The sequence below is a fragment of the Pseudomonas sp. PARCl1 genome, assembly GCF_947311875.1.
In the GTDB taxonomy this organism is placed as follows: Bacteria; Pseudomonadota; Gammaproteobacteria; order Pseudomonadales; family Pseudomonadaceae; genus Aquipseudomonas; species Aquipseudomonas juntendi.
The window spans coordinates 18,787-33,835 of sequence record NZ_CAMZMX010000053.1 but is presented as its reverse complement, the minus strand read 5'-3'; the positions used below and the strand labels follow the sequence as shown (position 1 = coordinate 33,835).

Annotated in this window: 15 protein-coding genes; 7 read left to right on the top strand and 8 right to left on the bottom strand. The window is 63.3% G+C overall.

Going from position 1 to position 15,049, the window contains the following annotated elements; all coding sequences use genetic code 11:
- Positions 1–202 precede the first annotated feature (202 nt).
- Positions 203–535: a DOPA 4,5-dioxygenase family protein gene (locus QME24_RS21845; protein ID WP_009682330.1), complete on the bottom strand. Its 333-nt coding sequence runs from the start codon at positions 533–535 to the stop codon at positions 203–205.
- Positions 536–583: 48 nt separating this feature from the next.
- The gene (locus QME24_RS21840) at positions 584–1,483 is read right to left on the bottom strand and encodes a LysR family transcriptional regulator (RefSeq protein ID WP_009682331.1); all 900 of its coding nucleotides are present in this window, start codon (positions 1,481–1,483) and stop codon (positions 584–586) included.
- Between the two features lie 108 nt (positions 1,484–1,591).
- Between QME24_RS21840 and betC the strand changes: the two genes are divergently transcribed.
- The 3 genes from betC to QME24_RS21825 all read left to right on the top strand — a co-directional run bounded on the left by betC (position 1,592) and on the right by QME24_RS21825 (position 5,704).
- Positions 1,592–3,109 (top strand): choline-sulfatase, encoded by a 1,518-nt coding sequence (betC, locus tag QME24_RS21835; protein WP_009682332.1) that lies wholly within the window; start codon positions 1,592–1,594, stop codon positions 3,107–3,109.
- A 12-nt stretch (positions 3,110–3,121) separates the two neighbouring features.
- Entirely contained in the window at positions 3,122–4,051 is a 930-nt protein-coding gene (gene choX / locus QME24_RS21830) for a choline ABC transporter substrate-binding protein (protein WP_054906120.1), read from the top strand.
- Positions 4,052–4,138: 87 nt separating this feature from the next.
- Positions 4,139–5,704, top strand: coding sequence for a SulP family inorganic anion transporter (locus tag QME24_RS21825; RefSeq protein ID WP_232893092.1), 1,566 nt, complete (start codon positions 4,139–4,141; stop codon positions 5,702–5,704).
- Between the two features lie 99 nt (positions 5,705–5,803).
- On the opposite strand, the gene aroE is transcribed toward QME24_RS21825, so the two are convergent.
- Both aroE and hemF read right to left on the bottom strand, forming a co-directional pair.
- Entirely contained in the window at positions 5,804–6,628 is an 825-nt protein-coding gene (gene aroE, locus QME24_RS21820) for a shikimate dehydrogenase (protein ID WP_009682335.1), read from the bottom strand.
- A gap of 25 nt (positions 6,629–6,653) precedes the next feature.
- Complete coding sequence (gene hemF, locus QME24_RS21815) at positions 6,654–7,565, bottom strand: oxygen-dependent coproporphyrinogen oxidase (protein ID WP_054906117.1); 912 nt, start codon at positions 7,563–7,565, stop codon at positions 6,654–6,656.
- A gap of 134 nt (positions 7,566–7,699) precedes the next feature.
- Between hemF and QME24_RS21810 the strand changes: the two genes are divergently transcribed.
- Positions 7,700–8,677, top strand: a complete 978-nt coding sequence (locus QME24_RS21810; protein ID WP_054906116.1) for an NADPH:quinone reductase — start codon at positions 7,700–7,702, stop codon at positions 8,675–8,677.
- A 127-nt stretch (positions 8,678–8,804) separates the two neighbouring features.
- On the opposite strand, the gene QME24_RS21805 is transcribed toward QME24_RS21810, so the two are convergent.
- The 4 genes from QME24_RS21805 to dprA all read right to left on the bottom strand — a co-directional run bounded on the left by QME24_RS21805 (position 8,805) and on the right by dprA (position 12,015).
- A complete protein-coding gene (locus tag QME24_RS21805) occupies positions 8,805–9,119 on the bottom strand; it encodes a hypothetical protein (protein ID WP_054906115.1) in 315 nt (104 codons plus the stop codon).
- Positions 9,120–9,599: 480 nt separating this feature from the next.
- A complete protein-coding gene (locus tag QME24_RS21800) occupies positions 9,600–10,043 on the bottom strand; it encodes a hypothetical protein (protein ID WP_054906114.1) in 444 nt (147 codons plus the stop codon).
- Between the two features lie 275 nt (positions 10,044–10,318).
- On the bottom strand, positions 10,319–10,876 hold the full coding sequence (locus QME24_RS21795; RefSeq protein ID WP_054906113.1) for an L-threonylcarbamoyladenylate synthase: 558 nt from the start codon (positions 10,874–10,876) through the stop codon (positions 10,319–10,321).
- A 41-nt stretch (positions 10,877–10,917) separates the two neighbouring features.
- Positions 10,918–12,015: a DNA-processing protein DprA gene (gene dprA, locus QME24_RS21790; RefSeq protein ID WP_054906112.1), complete on the bottom strand. Its 1,098-nt coding sequence runs from the start codon at positions 12,013–12,015 to the stop codon at positions 10,918–10,920.
- A gap of 207 nt (positions 12,016–12,222) precedes the next feature.
- Here dprA and def point away from each other — a divergent pair, with 207 nt between their 5' ends.
- From def to rsmB, 3 genes are read left to right on the top strand one after another with little or no spacing between them, the layout of a single operon-like run.
- A complete protein-coding gene (gene def, locus QME24_RS21785) occupies positions 12,223–12,729 on the top strand; it encodes a peptide deformylase (RefSeq protein WP_009682343.1) in 507 nt (168 codons plus the stop codon).
- A 60-nt stretch (positions 12,730–12,789) separates the two neighbouring features.
- Positions 12,790–13,722 carry a methionyl-tRNA formyltransferase gene (fmt, locus tag QME24_RS21780; protein WP_280091758.1) on the top strand — a complete coding sequence of 311 codons (933 nt, stop codon included), beginning with the start codon at positions 12,790–12,792 and terminating at the stop codon, positions 13,720–13,722.
- On the top strand, positions 13,719–15,029 hold the full coding sequence (rsmB, locus tag QME24_RS21775) for a 16S rRNA (cytosine(967)-C(5))-methyltransferase RsmB (protein ID WP_054906110.1): 1,311 nt from the start codon (positions 13,719–13,721) through the stop codon (positions 15,027–15,029). Before fmt ends, rsmB begins: the two co-directional genes overlap by 4 nt.
- Positions 15,030–15,049: the final 20 nt, after the last annotated feature.

Here is a 15,049-nt window from a genome sequence, read left to right as displayed (position 1 = left end):
GCACCAAGGCGTTCGCGCGCGAATCCCACAGGAATAATTGGCCCGAAACAAACGTAGGAGCGAGCGCAGCTCGCGATGCGCCGCGCGGGCGGCGCTCGCTCTAACAGGCGCTGCATACCTTGTGGCAAACACCTGTCAGCCCTGATGCGATCCCCGTGGGAGCTGGCTTGCCAGCGATGAGCACAACACAAGCACTGAAGGTTCAGCCCCCAAAAACCGACAGGTTCAACGGCCTCACTGCCCCCATCCAGATCGCATGGTCCCGATGGTCTGCCAGTTCATCACCGGTCAGCGGGTGCATGAACACCACCAAACCCTGGCGATGCAGTGCCAACCAAGGCAATACCACCCCCACCACTTCCGGACCGAAAGCCAGCTGGCAGCTCCAGTCCGGGTGCGGGCCCACCGGTTTCTGGTGCATGCGCCCCATGCTCACGGGAAACAGCCGCGCCGCTTCCTCACACAGCGCCCGAGCCTGCTCCAGGGTCGCTGCATCATAGTAAATGTGGGCGTGGTAACCCTTGATCCTCTGCACGATACCTCCTGGGCCCAAAGCCCGCGTGACTCTGCGCCGAACTCACCCTTACCGGCTTCGCTCGTGCTCCAACCAACCTACGAACCGTTCGATCAAAGCGCCCCGGCGTTTGCGCGGCGGCAACACCGCATAATAACCGCGTTCCGAGCGCAGGCTGCCCTCCAGTGGCCGGCAGAGCAAACCCTGCTCGACCAGCCCATCCACCAGGTGCCCCCAGCCAATCGCCACCCCTTGCCCGGCAATCGCCGCCTGTATCAGCAGCGTGTAGTTATCGAACCGCAGTTGCCCGGCTGGCGGTGGGCTGGCCACGCCAAACCCGCGAAACACACCCGCCCAGTCAAACCAGCGGCTGGCCTGCTCACCTTTGAGGTGCAACAACGGCAAGCGCTGCAAAGCCACGGCTGACATGGGTTTGCCATGAATCAGGCGGGGGCTGCACACTGGGAAAACCTCCTCATCGAACAACCAGCGGCTTTCGCCCTGATGAAAGCGCCCATCACCAAACAGTACGGCCACATCGATGTCCGGGCGCAACATGCCCTGGCTGCGCTCACCGGTCACCAGGCTGACATCCACGTGTGGATAAGCCTCGTGAAAGCGCTGCAGGCGCGGCATCAGCCAGAACGCCGCGAACGCGAAGTCGGTGGCCACCTGCAGCACTTCACGCTGGCCGCGCCCACTGACCTGGGCAATACCTTCGTCCATGGCCTGCAACCCTTGGTGCACATGCTCGAACAACAGCTGGCCGGCCTCGGTGAGTTCGATCCCGCGGTACACCCGATCGAACAGGCGTGTGCCCAACTGCGCCTCCAGCCGTTTTACCTGCTGGCTTACCGCAGGCTGGGTGGTGCCCAGCGCCAGGGCCGCCGCAGTGAAGCCACGCAAACGGGCCGCGGCCTCGAACACCCGCAACGTATCCAGCGACAGTTCGGCAAAGCGCTCAAACATAAGCTTGGCTAATCCCAGTCATTGCCCGCAATGGGCTTTACCCATGTTATCCACAGTCGCATCTTGATAGGCAAGCGGTTCGCATAACCTTCAACGATGGAAGCCAGCATGACACGCCCGAATATCCTGTTCATCATGGCCGACCAAATGGCCGCACCCCTGCTGCCCATTTATGGGCCTTCACCCATTCAGATGCCGCACCTCAGCCGCCTGGCCGAGCAGGCCGTGGTGTTCGATTCAGCCTACTGCAACAGCCCGCTATGCGCGCCGTCGCGCTTCACCCTGGTCAGCGGCCAGCTCCCAAGCCGCATCGGTGCCTACGACAATGCTGCCGATTTCCCCGCCGACGTGCCGACCTACGCCCACTACCTGCGCCGCCTGGGCTACCGCACGGCGCTGTCGGGCAAGATGCATTTCTGCGGCCCGGACCAGCTGCATGGTTACGAGGAACGCCTGACCAGCGACATCTACCCGGCCGATTATGGCTGGGCAGTGAACTGGGATGAGCCGGATGTGCGTCCAAGCTGGTACCACAACATGTCCTCGGTACTGCAGGCAGGCCCCTGCGTGCGTACCAACCAGCTGGATTTCGACGAGGAGGTGGTGTTCAAGGCGCGCCAGTACCTCTACGACCACGTGCGCGAGAATGACGGCCGGCCGTTTTGCCTGACCGTGTCGATGACCCACCCCCACGATCCGTACACCATTCCCAAGCACTACTGGGATCGCTACGAGGGTGTGGATATCCCCATGCCCGGCACCGAATTCAGCCAGGCAGAACTGGACCCGCATTCGCAGCGCCTGCTCAAGGTCTATGACCTGTGGAACAAACCCCTACCGGTGGACAAGATCCGCGATGCACGCCGGGCCTATTTCGGCGCCTGCAGCTACATCGACGACAACATCGGCAAGCTGTTGCAGACCTTGCAAGAGTGCGACCTGGCCGACGACACCCTGATCGTGTTCTCCGGCGACCACGGCGACATGCTCGGCGAGCGTGGCCTTTGGTACAAGATGCACTGGTTCGAAATGTCGGCGCGGGTGCCACTGTTGGTTCATGCACCGCAGCGCTTTGCCGCCAGCCGTGTCAGCGCCTCGGTATCGACCTGTGACCTGTTACCGACCCTGGTCGAATTGGCGGGCGGAGCTGTGGATAACACCCTGCATCTGGATGGCCGCTCACTGCTTGGCCACCTGCAAGGGCAGGGCGGCCACGACGAAGTGATCGGCGAATACATGGCCGAAGGCACTGTCGGGCCGCTGATGATGATCCGCCGCGGGCCTTACAAATTCGTGTACGGCGAAGACGACCCTTGCCTACTCTATGATCTTGACCGCGACCCGCACGAGCGGGAGAACCTCGCCAGCAGCCCGGACCACCAGGCGCTGCTGCAGGCGTTCGTCGAGGAAGCCCGACAGCGTTGGGACATGCCCAGCTTGCGCCAGCAGGTACTGGCCAGCCAGCGCCGTCGCCGCCTGGTGGCCGAAGCGCTGGCTACCGGCAAGCTGCACAGCTGGGACCATCAACCATGGGTAGATGCCAGCCAACAGTACATGCGTAACCACATTGATCTCGACGACCTCGAGCGCAAGGCACGTTACCCACAGCCCGCCCCCCTGGATTGAGAAGAGGCCGCCATGCACACGTTTTCCGCCGCCGTACTCACCCTGGCCTTGGGCCTGGGTATCACCCCGGCCCACGCCGCCGACGACGATGCACAATGCAGCACGGTAAAAATGGCCGACCCTGGCTGGAGCGACATAGCCACGACCAACGCCGTGGCCCGGCTGCTACTGGAAAGTCTGGGCTACCAGGTGAAGATCGACAGCCTGGCGGTGCCGATCATCTACGGCGGCCTGAAAGACGGCCGTGTGGATGCCTTCCTTGGCAACTGGATGCCGGCGCAACAGGGCTTTCATGACAAGTTCGTCGCCAACGGGGATGTGCAGCAGTTGTCGCGCAACCTGGAAGGCACCGAGTTCACCTTGGCCGTGCCGGACTACGTCTGGAATGCCGGGGTCAAGGATTTCGCCGACCTGCACAAGCACGCCGACCAGTTCGACAAGAAGCTGTACGGCATCGGTTCCGGCGCACCGGCCAACCTGTTGCTCAAACAAATCATCGACAACAATGAGTTCGACCTTGGCCAGTGGAAACTGGTCGAATCCAGCGAGCAGGCGATGTTGACGCAGGTCGACCGCGCCGTGAAGAAGCAGCAATTCATCACTTTCCTAGGCTGGACGCCACATCCGATGAATGTGAAGCTGAAGATGCACTACCTCACGGGCGGGGAAAAATGGTTCGGTAGCAAAGGCCAGGTGTACACCCTGACGCGCAAGGGTTATCCACAAGCCTGCCCGAATGCGGCGAAGCTGCTAGGCAACCTGAAGTTCACACTGGACATGGAAAACAGCATCATGGCTCAGGTTGTGGACAAGAAGATCAGCTTCGACGACGCGGCCAGGGCCTGGGTCAAGACGCACCCCGAGTTACTGGAAGGGTGGTTGGCCGGGGTCACCACCAAAGCCGATGGCGATGCCTTGGAGGCCGTCAAAGCCAAACTATGAACTCACCAGCAATGCACCTGACCTGTGGGAGCGGGCATGCCCGCTCCCACAGGTCAGGTGCATTTAATCAAGGATTGTGGATAACCCATGCATCGTATCATCCACCTGCTGCCATTCCTCGCCTGGCTCCCGCGCCAATCGGTCCGCAGCCTGCGCCAGGACCTGCTGGTGGGCCTGGGCGGTGCCATCCTCGCGCTGCCGCAGTCCATCGCCTATGCCCTGATCGCCGGCCTGCCTGCCGAATACGGCCTGTACGCCGCCATCGTGCCGGTATTGATCGCCTGCCTGTGGGGTTCGTCCTGGCACCTGATCTGCGGCCCGACCGCGGCCATCTCCATCGTGCTCTACGCCAGCATCAGCCCATTGGCCGTGGCTGGGAGTTCGGACTACATCACGCTGGTGCTGCTGCTCACCTTCCTCGGCGGGGTCTTTCAACTGCTGCTGGGGCTGCTGCGCTTCGGTGCGCTGGTCAATTTCGTCTCGCATTCCGTAGTGCTCGGCTTCACCCTTGGCGCCGCGGTCGTCATTGCCCTGGGGCAATTGCCCAACCTGCTGGGCATGGACCTGCCCAGCCAGGCCACGGCGCTGAAAACCGTACAGGACCTGGCCAGCCATGCCGGCGAAATCAATGTGCCATCCTTGCTGTTGGGCCTGGCCACCGTGGTTATCGGTGTGGCGCTCAAACTCTGGCGCCCGCGCTGGCCCAGCCTGTTGATAAGCCTGATCGCGGTGAGCCTGGTGGCCTGGCTGCTGCCGGGCTGGTTTGGCCATGTGCCGAGGGTCGCGGCATTCACCGGCCAGCTTCCACCCTTGAGCCCGCTGCCCTTGCTGGACGTGGAGCTGATTCTGCGCCTGCTGCCCAGTGCCGTGGCGGTAGGTATGCTGGGGTTGGTCACCAGCCTGTCGATTGCCCGGTCGTTGTCGGCACGCTCGGAACAGCTGATCGACCCTGATCAGGAAATTCGCGCCCAGGGCGTGTCGAACATCGTTGGCGCGTTCTTCTCGGGTTACCTGTCTGCTGGCTCCTTCACCCGTTCGGGCCTGAGCTACGAAGCAGGTGCCCGCTCCCCCATGGCCGGGGTGTTTTCGGCGCTATGGGTGGCGCTGTTCGCCATCACCGGTGCTGGCTTGATCGCACAGTTGCCGATCCCCGCCATGGCCGGCAGCATTCTGTTGATCTGCTGGGGGCTGGTGGACCGCCAAGCCATCCGCGCGCTGTTTCGGGTCAGCCGTTCGGAGTTCTTGGTAATGGCGCTGACGGCGGCGGCAACCTTGCTGCTGGAGTTGCAGACGGCGATCTATGCCGGGGTGCTGGCGTCGCTGTTCTTCTACCTCAAACGCACATCACGGCCACGGGTGCAGCAAAGCCGCGAAGGTGAAGCGGATGTGCTGCGGGTAGGTGGCTCGATCTTCTTTGGCGCGGCGCACTACCTGCAAGTACGTTTGCAGCTGTGCCAAGGCCCGCATGTGGTGATCGATGCGCGGCAGGTGAATTTCATCGACTACTCGGGTGTAGACATGTTGCACCGCGAGGCACGGCGCTTGCGGCGCCTGGGCGGGAGCCTGACCTTGCACCGGGCCAGGCCGCAGGTGATCGAGGAATTGCAGAAGCTGGAAGGGGCGCAGTTGTGCCCGATCCGGTTTGAGGAATGAGGTTGAGTTGAGATTTGGGGCTGCTTTGCAGCCCATCGCGACGCAAGGCCGCTCCCACAAGGGATGGGTGTACGCCGACCCAACGCGGCCCCGGCAATTTCAGCCCCGAGCCAATTGCCGGCGCAACTCAGCCAACACCGGAGCGGTATCCGGCCGTACCCCACGCCAGATAAAGAACGCCTCAGCGGCCTGCTCAGCCAGCATCCCCAACCCATCCAGCACTTTGGCCGCGCCCAGCTTCTGCGCCCACTGGCAAAACGGCGTAGGTTCCTTGCCATACATCATGTCGTAGCAAACCGTGCGCCCTGCCTCGACCAAACTGTCGGCAATCGGCGGCAATTCCCCGGCCAAACTGGCTGAAGTGGCGTTGATGATCACATCCACCGGCTCCTGCAACCAGGCAAACCCGCTGGCCACCACCGGCCCCAGTTCATCGAACTCCCGCGCCAGCTGCTCGGCCTTTTCCACGGTACGGTTGGCGATCACCAGCGATTGCGGCCTGTGCGCCAGGATCGGCTCCAGCACGCCACGCACTGCACCACCGGCACCGAGAATCAAAATGCGCTTGCCCGTCAGTTCGACCCCGGCATTCACCGTCAGGTCACGCACCAGGCCGGCGCCATCGGTGTTGTCACCTTGCAAAGTGCCGTCAGCCAGCTTGCTCAGTGTGTTCACCGCGCCAGCGCGCTGGGCACGCGGGGTCAGGCTGTCGCACAGGCGGTAGGCCTCTTCCTTGAACGGCACGGTGACATTGCCGCCGCTGCCTTGCTTGAAGAAGCCGCGTGCGCAGTCGCTGAACTCATCCAGCGGCGCCAGCAGGGTGGCGTATTCCAGGTCCTGGCCGGTCTGCTCGGCAAACAGGCGGTGAATCAGCGGCGACTTGCTGTGGCCGATGGGGTTACCAAAAACGACGTACTGGTCCATGGCGGCTCCTTGGTTATCCACAGGCTTACTGGCCAAGCCAGTCGCGGTCTTGCAGGAAGTAGTCGGTCAGGCGCGCTTCTTCGCTGCCCGGTGCCGGCTTCCAGTCATAGCCCCAGCGCACCTGTGGCGGCAGCGACATGAGAATGGACTCGGTGCGCCCGCCCGACTGCAGGCCGAACAGCGTGCCGCGGTCGTAGACCAGGTTGAACTCCACGTAGCGGCCGCGGCGGTATTCCTGGAACTCACGCTGCTGCGGGGTATAGGGGGTGTGCTTGCGGCGCTGGATGATCGGCAGGTAGGCGTCGACATAGGCATCGCCAATGGCACGGATGAAGGCGAAGCAAGTGTCGAAGCCCCACTCGTTCAGGTCGTCGAAGAACAGACCGCCAATGCCGCGTGGCTCGCCACGGTGCTTGAGGTGGAAATAGCGGTCGCACCAGGCCTTGTAGCGCGGGTACACATCGGCACCGAAGGGTGCACATGCCTGCTCGGCCACGCGGTGCCAGTGAATGCAGTCTTCCTCGACGCCGTAGTATGGCGTCAGGTCGAAACCGCCACCGAACCACCACACCGCCTCTTCGCCTTCCTTCTCGGCAATGAAGAACCGCACATTGGCGTGCGAGGTGGGCACATGCGGGTTGTACGGGTGAATCACCAGCGACACGCCCAAGGCCTCGAAGCCCCGGCCCGCCAGCTCCGGGCGGTGGGCGCTGGCCGACGGCGGCAGGCCGGCGCCGAACACGTGGGAGAAGTTGACCCCACCTTTCTCGATCAGCTTGCCCTCGCCGATCACCCGCGTACGCCCCCCGCCACCGGCTTCGCGCACCCAGGCATCCTCGACGAAGCGGGCACCGCCGTCTTCGTTTTCGAGGGCAGAGCAGATGCGGTCTTGCAGGTCGAGCAGGTAGGCTTTCACGGCCTCGGTGCGGCTAGTCATCGGGTCACCAGGAACGGGCAGGGAAGAATTCGCCGCGTAGCATAACACCGCCAGCGCGCGCGCCGCAGTTGACGGCGATCAAGCAAAGGCGTCCGATAGAAGGCCTTTCCCGATCCCGACTACAGGAGTACGAGATGGCCAAGCGTATCCAGTTCAGCCAGCATGGCGGCCCCGAAGTGCTGCAGTTTGTGGAATTCGAACCCGCCCCGCCGGGGCCCCAGCAGGTGCGCGTGCGCAACCATGCGATCGGCCTGAACTTCATCGACACCTATTTCCGCAGCGGGCTGTATGCACCGCCATCACTGCCTTCGGGGCTGGGCACCGAAGCGGCCGGTGTGGTCGAGGCCGTGGGCGAAGGCGTGACCCGGCTGAAGGTGGGTGACCGCGTGGCCCATGCCGGCGGCCCGCTGGGCGCATACAGCGAGGTTCACACGCTGCCGGAGGCCAACCTGGTCAAGCTGCCCGACAACATCAGCTTCGAGCAGGCAGCGGCGGTGATGCTCAAGGGGTTGACCGTGCAGTACCTGCTGAAGCAAACCTACCAGGTGAAGGCGGGTGACGTGGTCCTGTTCCATGCGGCCGCCGGTGGCGTGGGTTCGCTGGCGTGCCAATGGGTGAAAGCGTTGGGTGCCAAGCTGATCGGCACTGTGAGTTCTGCCGAGAAGGCCGAGCGGGCCAAAGCGCTGGGCGCATGGGCGACTATCGACTACAGCCATGAAGACGTGGCCAAGCGGGTGCTGGAGCTGACCGACGGCAAGAAATGCCCGGTGGTGTACGACGGCGTTGGCGCCGATACCTGGCTGACATCGCTGGACTGCCTGCAACCGCGCGGGCTGATGGTGAGCTTCGGTAATGCCTCGGGTGCGGTCAGCGGGGTGAACCTGGGGATTCTGGCGCAGAAGGGCTCGCTGTATGTGACCCGGCCGACCTTGGCGACCTATGCCAACAATGCCGAAAACACCCAGGCCATGGCCGATGACCTGTTTGCGATGATTGGCAGTGGCAAGCTGGTTGTGGATATCCAGCAGCGGTACCCGCTGAGTGAGGCGGCCAAGGCGCAGGCAGAGCTGTCGGCGCGGCGGACTGTAGGGTCGACAGTACTCATTCCCTGAGCCACACACGTTCCCTGTGGGAGCGGGCATGCCCGCGAAGAAGCCACCGCGGTGGATGGCACCGGCTTTGCCGGTGTTCGCGGGCGCGCCCGCTCCCACAGGTGCTGCGTCGGCTCTGCAAGCTGCGCTATGGCTGTGAGGGTCGGTTCGTCGGTGGCGGGGTCGACTCGATCCCATCGAGGATTGCCTCGACCACCCCCTCTGCCATTTCAATCGCATGCAGGTTCGACCAGAACATGCCACGGCCCTCTTCGCGCATGTAGTCCAGAGCTTTGTAGCCGGTTTCGTAGGCGCTGCGCAGGTACAGGGCTACGTGGACCAGAGCGTCCTCGGCGGAAATGTTCGGGTTGACGGTGAAGAGCGGGTCATGGCCGGCGTCGCAGCGGCCGAACGGGCGAGTGGAGGTGCAGGGTAGGGGTGGATCGGGCACTATTTTTTTCATGGCTTGCTCCAGGCATGAGCAGGCGCCAAGCCGTTACCACACGGTTTAGGCGGCAGCTGTACGCGAGGTGGTAAACCGGGCTGGAGGCGCTCCCGGCAGGCACGAAGCCTCCCGCGCACAGCTGCCATAGCTGTGACGCCCCAAGCACATCCGGGTTACCACACCCGATCGCCAAGTTATTCGGCGACGGTTGAAGCCTAAGGGCAGAGGTTCCCACTGAGAAGGTGATGGCAGAGGACGCGGGTCGTAGGATATTTCCCAAGCCGCGAGCTGGACAGCCATTTTGGCAACAATCAGAAAACCCTGACTGCAATCGCGCACCAGCATCGAGCGCTGCGCCGCGGGGAGGGTGAGGGGCGCCGCTTGACCATGAATGCTCGGAGGCGTAGCCTTTGCTCCTGAGGTTGTGCTGGTGCGCCGGTTGAGTTTCAAGTTATCCGGGCGAGTACATCCTTACCATTCAGGCCGCTCAAGCGGCCTTTATTTTTTGGGCTTGTTTCTATCCCCTTTAGGGATAATCGAATACAGCTCTGCCTTGGGCTTGCGAGCCGTCAGTTCAAAAATCGCCTCATCAAAAACTTCATTGCCATAGCCATCGTCACGACCAATCGTGCTGCGAAGAGCGGTCATGCGCGTGGCGTTTTTCCAGATTGATGTCGCCGCCAGTGCTGCCTCGATTTGCAAAACCATGTCATCAATGGTGGAGCCATCTCGAATCACCCGGCTTCTGTAGGCATGGCTACCGATGAATACGATGCCCGGATCCTCAAGCAGCGGTAGTTCCTGCGCTTCTTTCTGCCTGTTTATCGCTTCAAATTGATCTGCGGTAAACCTGCCTATTTCCACCGATCTAACCCGGTTGTTGGACGCAAGCTGCTGCAGATTCGCCCTTATCAGATATTCGGCATTTTTGAATAGCGGCATTGCTTCGGATGCTCCCGCCGAATTGCGACGTGAGCAGGCTAGAGGCAGGGGTTCCAGCATGGAAGGTGATGACTTAGGACTGAGACAGTAGGAAGCTTCCCAATTGGCAAGATCGGGCAAATCAGAAATAGGTCTGACGATTAGTGTGGCCGCTTTGCGGCCCTTTCGCGACACAAGGCCGCTCCTACAGGCATAGCGCCAGGGCTGAAAGCTGCGCTGTACTTGTAGGAGCGGCCTTGTGTCGCGAAACGAGGGCGAAGCCCTCGCCAGCGGTATCAACCCGGCCGAACAACCTCACCGGTAGCCAGGTTGCGAATCACGCTCGGATTCTTCCGCCCCCCCAGCGCGCCACCCAGCACCAGGTCCAGCTGGCCATGGAAGTACTGCTCCACCCGCAACCGGGTCTTCGCCGCCGGGCGCCCGCCGGGGTTGCACGAGGTGGAAATCAACGGCCCCACCAGCGCGCACAGTTCGCGCACCACCGGGTGGTCACTGACCCGCAGCGCTACGGTGTCATGCTGCCCGGTCACCCACTCCGGCAACAGGTCCTGGTGCGGCACCAGCCAGGTATTGGGCCCCGGCCAGGTGCTGCCCATACGGTCGATCCAGTCCTCGGGGAAATCTTCGAACAAAAAGTCGAACTGGCGGATAGTGTCGGCGACCAGGATCAGGCCTTTATCCACAGGTCGCGACTTCAGCGCCAGCAGGCGGTACACCGCGTCCTCGTTCCAGGGGTCGCAGCCCAGGCCCCAGACCGCTTCCGTTGGGTAGGCGATTACTGCGCCCGCCCGGATCTCACGTGCGGCTTGTTGCACACGAAAACTGCTTACCATTGCTGTTACTCCGCCTATGAACTTGCCTGTGCGCAGTGTACTTAGCCCGCGCGGGCAAACCAACGCCCGGCTTCATTGCTGACCCGCCCCTCCAGTTCCAGCTCGGTCAATTGCGCAAGCACTTCGGCCAGTGGCAACTCGCTGCAATGGGCCAGGCTTTCGCTGGTCTGGGGCGCCGCGTGCAGCAAGGCCAGCAGTGGGTGGTCGAACTTGTCCACAACCGCAGGTGGCAGGTTCTGCCAGCCCTGCAGGCTTTCCATGATCTGCTCCACGGTTTCAACCAGCAGCGCGCCGTCGCGAATCAACTGGTGGCAGCCCTTGGCCCCAGGGTGGTGGATGGAGCCCGGAATGGCATACACCTCGCGGCCTTGTTCTGCCGCCAGCCGCGCCGTGATCAGCGAACCACTGGCCAGGCTGGCCTCGACCACCAACACGCCCAGCGACAAGCCACTGATGATGCGGTTACGCCGGGGGAAGTTGCTGGGCTGCGGCCCGGCATCCAGCGGGTACTCGGAAACCAGCGCGCCGCCGCTGTCGATAATCGCCTGCGCAAGCGCGGTGTGCCGCTGTGGATAAAGTTTTTGCAGCCCTGTGCCGAGCACCGCGATCGTACCCCCACCGGCCTGTATTGCGGCCCGATGAGCGGCGCCGTCGATACCTACTGCCAACCCGCTGGTAATCGTGAAACCGGCCTGTGCCAGGTAACGGGAAAACGCCGCGGCGGTATCGAGGGCTGGCGGTGAAGCGCGTCTGCTTCCCACAATTGCCAGCTGCGGGCGCTCGAGCAGGGCAGGGTCGCCGGCGACAAACAGCAATGGCGGAGCGTCATCGATTTCCCCCAGCAGCGGCGGGTAACCAGGGCCGTCAAACATCAGTAAATGCTGGCCCGGCTGCTCTAGCCAGGCCATCGCCGCCAGAGCCCCATCGCGCACTTCGGCACTGCGCCGCGCGTCGATTGCTGCCTGGGGAATGCCCAACGCGCGCCAGGCGCCGGCGGGTGCGCACAGGGCAGAAGATGCGCTGCCAAACGCCTCCAGCAACGTGCAGAAACGCCGCAGGCCGGTGTCCGGCAAGCGGTGCAGACGCAGCCGCGCCTCCAGTTCAGCCGGCGCAACAGGCGACGAATGGTGATTCGACATGGGGATCATCCTTGATCTGAAAAGGGCCATCGGCGTGGCACAAGCTGTGGATAACTGTGTTGATAACGGTCTGACAACCTGTCTATCGAATAGCCGACAAGCAGGCACTGAAAACCCTAGACGAGCTTTCACAGGTGCTGAAATCCACGTTTGCCTTTATTATGTGTGCTCAGTTTTCAACCAAACGCACAGTGACTGCCTGACCTTATGGCCATCTTGAACATTCTCGAATTCCCCGACCCGCGCCTGCGCACCATCGCCAAGCCGGTGACGGTGTTCGACGACGCCCTGCGTCAGCTGATCGACGACATGTTTGAAACCATGTACGAAGCCCCCGGCATCGGCCTGGCCGCGACCCAGGTCAACGTGCACCAGCAGGTCGTGGTGATGGACCTCAGCGAAGACCGCAGCGAACCGCGGGTCTTCATCAACCCTACGGTCGAAGAGCTGACCGACGACATGGGCCAGTACCAGGAAGGTTGCCTGTCGGTCCCGGGCTTCTACGAGAACGTCGACCGCCCGCTGCGGGTACGGGTTAAAGCCCAGGACCGCGACGGCAAGCCGTTCGAGCTGGAGTGCGAAGGCTTGCTGGCGGTCTGCGTGCAGCACGAATTCGATCACCTCAACGGCAAGCTGTTCGTCGACTATCTGTCGCAGCTCAAACGCGACCGGATCAAGAAGAAACTGGAAAAGCAGCACCGCCAGCAAGCCTGATCCCCACCTTCCAGAAGGCTTGCTCCGGCAAGCCTTTTTCTTTTTTGAAGCGAGAACTCCATGCGCATCGTCTTTGCAGGCACCCCAGAGTTTGCTGCCGAACACCTCAAGGCCCTGCTCGACAGCCCTTACGAGATCGTGGCCGTCTACACCCAGCCTGACCGCCCTGCCGGCCGTGGCCAGAAGCTGATGCCCAGTGCGGTCAAGGCGCTGGCCGTGGCCCATGGCATCCCGGTACTGCAGCCGCAAGCCCTGCGCAACGCCGAGGCGCAAGCTGAACTTGCCGCACTGCAGCCAGACTTGATGGTCGTGGTTGCCTACGGCCTGATTCTGCCGCAGGCGGTGCTGGATATCCCCCGCCTGGGCTGCATCAACAGCCACGCCTCCTTGCTGCCGCGCTGGCGCGGTGCAGCGCCGATCCAGCGTGCCGTGGAAGCTGGCGATACCGAAAGCGGTGTCACCGTGATGCGCATGGAAGCCGGCCTGGATACCGGCCCGATGCTGCTCAAGGTAACCACCCCGATCAGCGCCGAGGACACCGGCGGTAGCCTGCATGACCGCCTTGCGCAAATGGGCCCGCCCGCCGTCGTGCAGGCCATCGCCGGCCTGGCCGACGGGTCGCTGCAAGGCGAGGTGCAAAACGATGCCCTGGCCACTTATGCACACAAGCTGAACAAGGACGAAGCGCGCCTGGACTGGTGCCGCCCGGCCGTCGAACTGGAGCGCCTGATCCGTGCCTTCAACCCTTGGCCGGTGTGCCACAGCACCCTCGATGGCGAGAGCGTGAAGGTGCTGGCAGCCAACGTGGCGGCAGGCAAAGGTGAGCCGGGCGAGATCCTGTCCGCCAGTAAAGATGGCCTGGTAGTTGCCTGTGGTGACCAGGCACTGAGCCTGACCCGCCTGCAACTGCCCGGTGGCAAGGCGCTGAGCTTCAGCGACCTGTTCAACAGCCGCCGCGAGAAGTTCGCCGCCGGCAAGGTACTTGGCCAATGAACCCACGCCTCGCCGCCGCCCGTGCCCTTGCCGCAGTACTCAGCGGCAAGGCTTCATTGAACAGCTCGCTGCCGGCACAACTGGACAAGGTCGATGAGCGCGACCGCGGCCTGACCCAGGACCTGGCGTTCGGCACTGCCCGCTGGCAGCCCCGGCTCGACCTGCTGGCCGCCCAGCTGCTGCAGAAGCCGTTCAAAGCCGCAGACGCCGATGTGCAGGCGCTGCTGCTGGTCGGCCTGTACCAGCTGTTCTACACCCGAATTCCGGCCCACGCCGCAATTGGCGAGACCGTGGGTTGTGCCGACAAACTGAAGAAACCCTGGGCCAAGGGCCTGCTAAATGCCGTGCTGCGCCGCGCCCAGCGCGAAGGCGAAGCGCTGCTGGCCGGCATGGAGCGCGACCCCGTGGTACGCACCGCCCACCCGCGCTGGCTGCAAAAGGCGCTGAAGGCCTTCTGGCCAGAGCAGTGGGAGGCCATTTGCGCCGCCAACAATGCGCACCCGCCGATGATCTTGCGGGTCAACCGCCGTCATCACAGCCGTGATGCCTACCTGGGCCTGCTAACCGACGCGGGCGTTGCCGCCAGCGCCTGCCACTACAGCCGCGATGGCATCGTGCTGGCCGAAGCCTGCGACGTACGTGGCCTGCCAGGCTTCGCCGAGGGCTGGGTGAGTGTGCAGGACGAAGCCGCGCAGCTGTCCGCTGACTTGCTGGAGCTGGCCGCCGGCCAACGCGTGCTCGACGCCTGTTGCGCGCCCGGCGGCAAAACCTGCCACCTGCTGGAAGCCGAACCAGGCCTGGCTCACCTGACAGCCATCGACCTTGAGGCCAAGCGCCTGAACCGCGTGCGCGAGAACCTCGACCGCCTGCAGCTCGATGCCGAGCTGATCGCCTGCGACGCCCGCGACACTGCCAGCTGGTGGGACGGCAAACCGTTCCAGCGCATCTTGCTGGACGCCCCCTGCTCGGCCACTGGTGTGATCCGCCGCCACCCGGATATCAAGCTGACCCGCCAGGCCGACGACATTCCGGCCCTGGCCGCCCTGCAAGGTGAACTGCTCGATGCCCTGTGGCCGACACTGGAAGTGGGCGGCATGCTGCTGTATGCCACGTGCTCCAGCCTGCCGACCGAGAACACGCAAGTGGTCGAGGCGTTCCTCGCCCGCACCCCCGGCGCGCGGGAGCTGGACCTGGCCACCGAGGCCGGCCTGCGCCAGCCGCACGGCCGCCAGTTGCTGGCCCAGGAAGGCGGCCACGACGGGTTCTACTATGCCAAGCTGATCAAGATCGCCGCCTCGCGCGGGTAAGCACAAAAGGGTAGGGAGTA

Coding starts and splice junctions, on each gene's coding strand:
- fmt (WP_280091758.1), top strand. CDS start 12,790: ATGCGCATCGTCTTTGCAGGCACCCCAGAGTTTGCTGCCGAACACCTC.
- betC (WP_009682332.1), top strand. CDS start 1,592: ATGACACGCCCGAATATCCTGTTCATCATGGCCGACCAAATGGCCGCA.
- QME24_RS21805 (WP_054906115.1), bottom strand. CDS start 9,119: ATGAAAAAAATAGTGCCCGATCCACCCCTACCCTGCACCTCCACTCGC.
- choX (WP_054906120.1), top strand. CDS start 3,122: ATGCACACGTTTTCCGCCGCCGTACTCACCCTGGCCTTGGGCCTGGGT.
- QME24_RS21795 (WP_054906113.1), bottom strand. CDS start 10,876: ATGGTAAGCAGTTTTCGTGTGCAACAAGCCGCACGTGAGATCCGGGCG.
- QME24_RS21840 (WP_009682331.1), bottom strand. CDS start 1,483: ATGTTTGAGCGCTTTGCCGAACTGTCGCTGGATACGTTGCGGGTGTTC.
- QME24_RS21800 (WP_054906114.1), bottom strand. CDS start 10,043: ATGCCGCTATTCAAAAATGCCGAATATCTGATAAGGGCGAATCTGCAG.
- aroE (WP_009682335.1), bottom strand. CDS start 6,628: ATGGACCAGTACGTCGTTTTTGGTAACCCCATCGGCCACAGCAAGTCG.
- hemF (WP_054906117.1), bottom strand. CDS start 7,565: ATGACTAGCCGCACCGAGGCCGTGAAAGCCTACCTGCTCGACCTGCAA.
- QME24_RS21810 (WP_054906116.1), top strand. CDS start 7,700: ATGGCCAAGCGTATCCAGTTCAGCCAGCATGGCGGCCCCGAAGTGCTG.
- def (WP_009682343.1), top strand. CDS start 12,223: ATGGCCATCTTGAACATTCTCGAATTCCCCGACCCGCGCCTGCGCACC.
- rsmB (WP_054906110.1), top strand. CDS start 13,719: ATGAACCCACGCCTCGCCGCCGCCCGTGCCCTTGCCGCAGTACTCAGC.
- QME24_RS21825 (WP_232893092.1), top strand. CDS start 4,139: ATGCATCGTATCATCCACCTGCTGCCATTCCTCGCCTGGCTCCCGCGC.
- dprA (WP_054906112.1), bottom strand. CDS start 12,015: ATGTCGAATCACCATTCGTCGCCTGTTGCGCCGGCTGAACTGGAGGCG.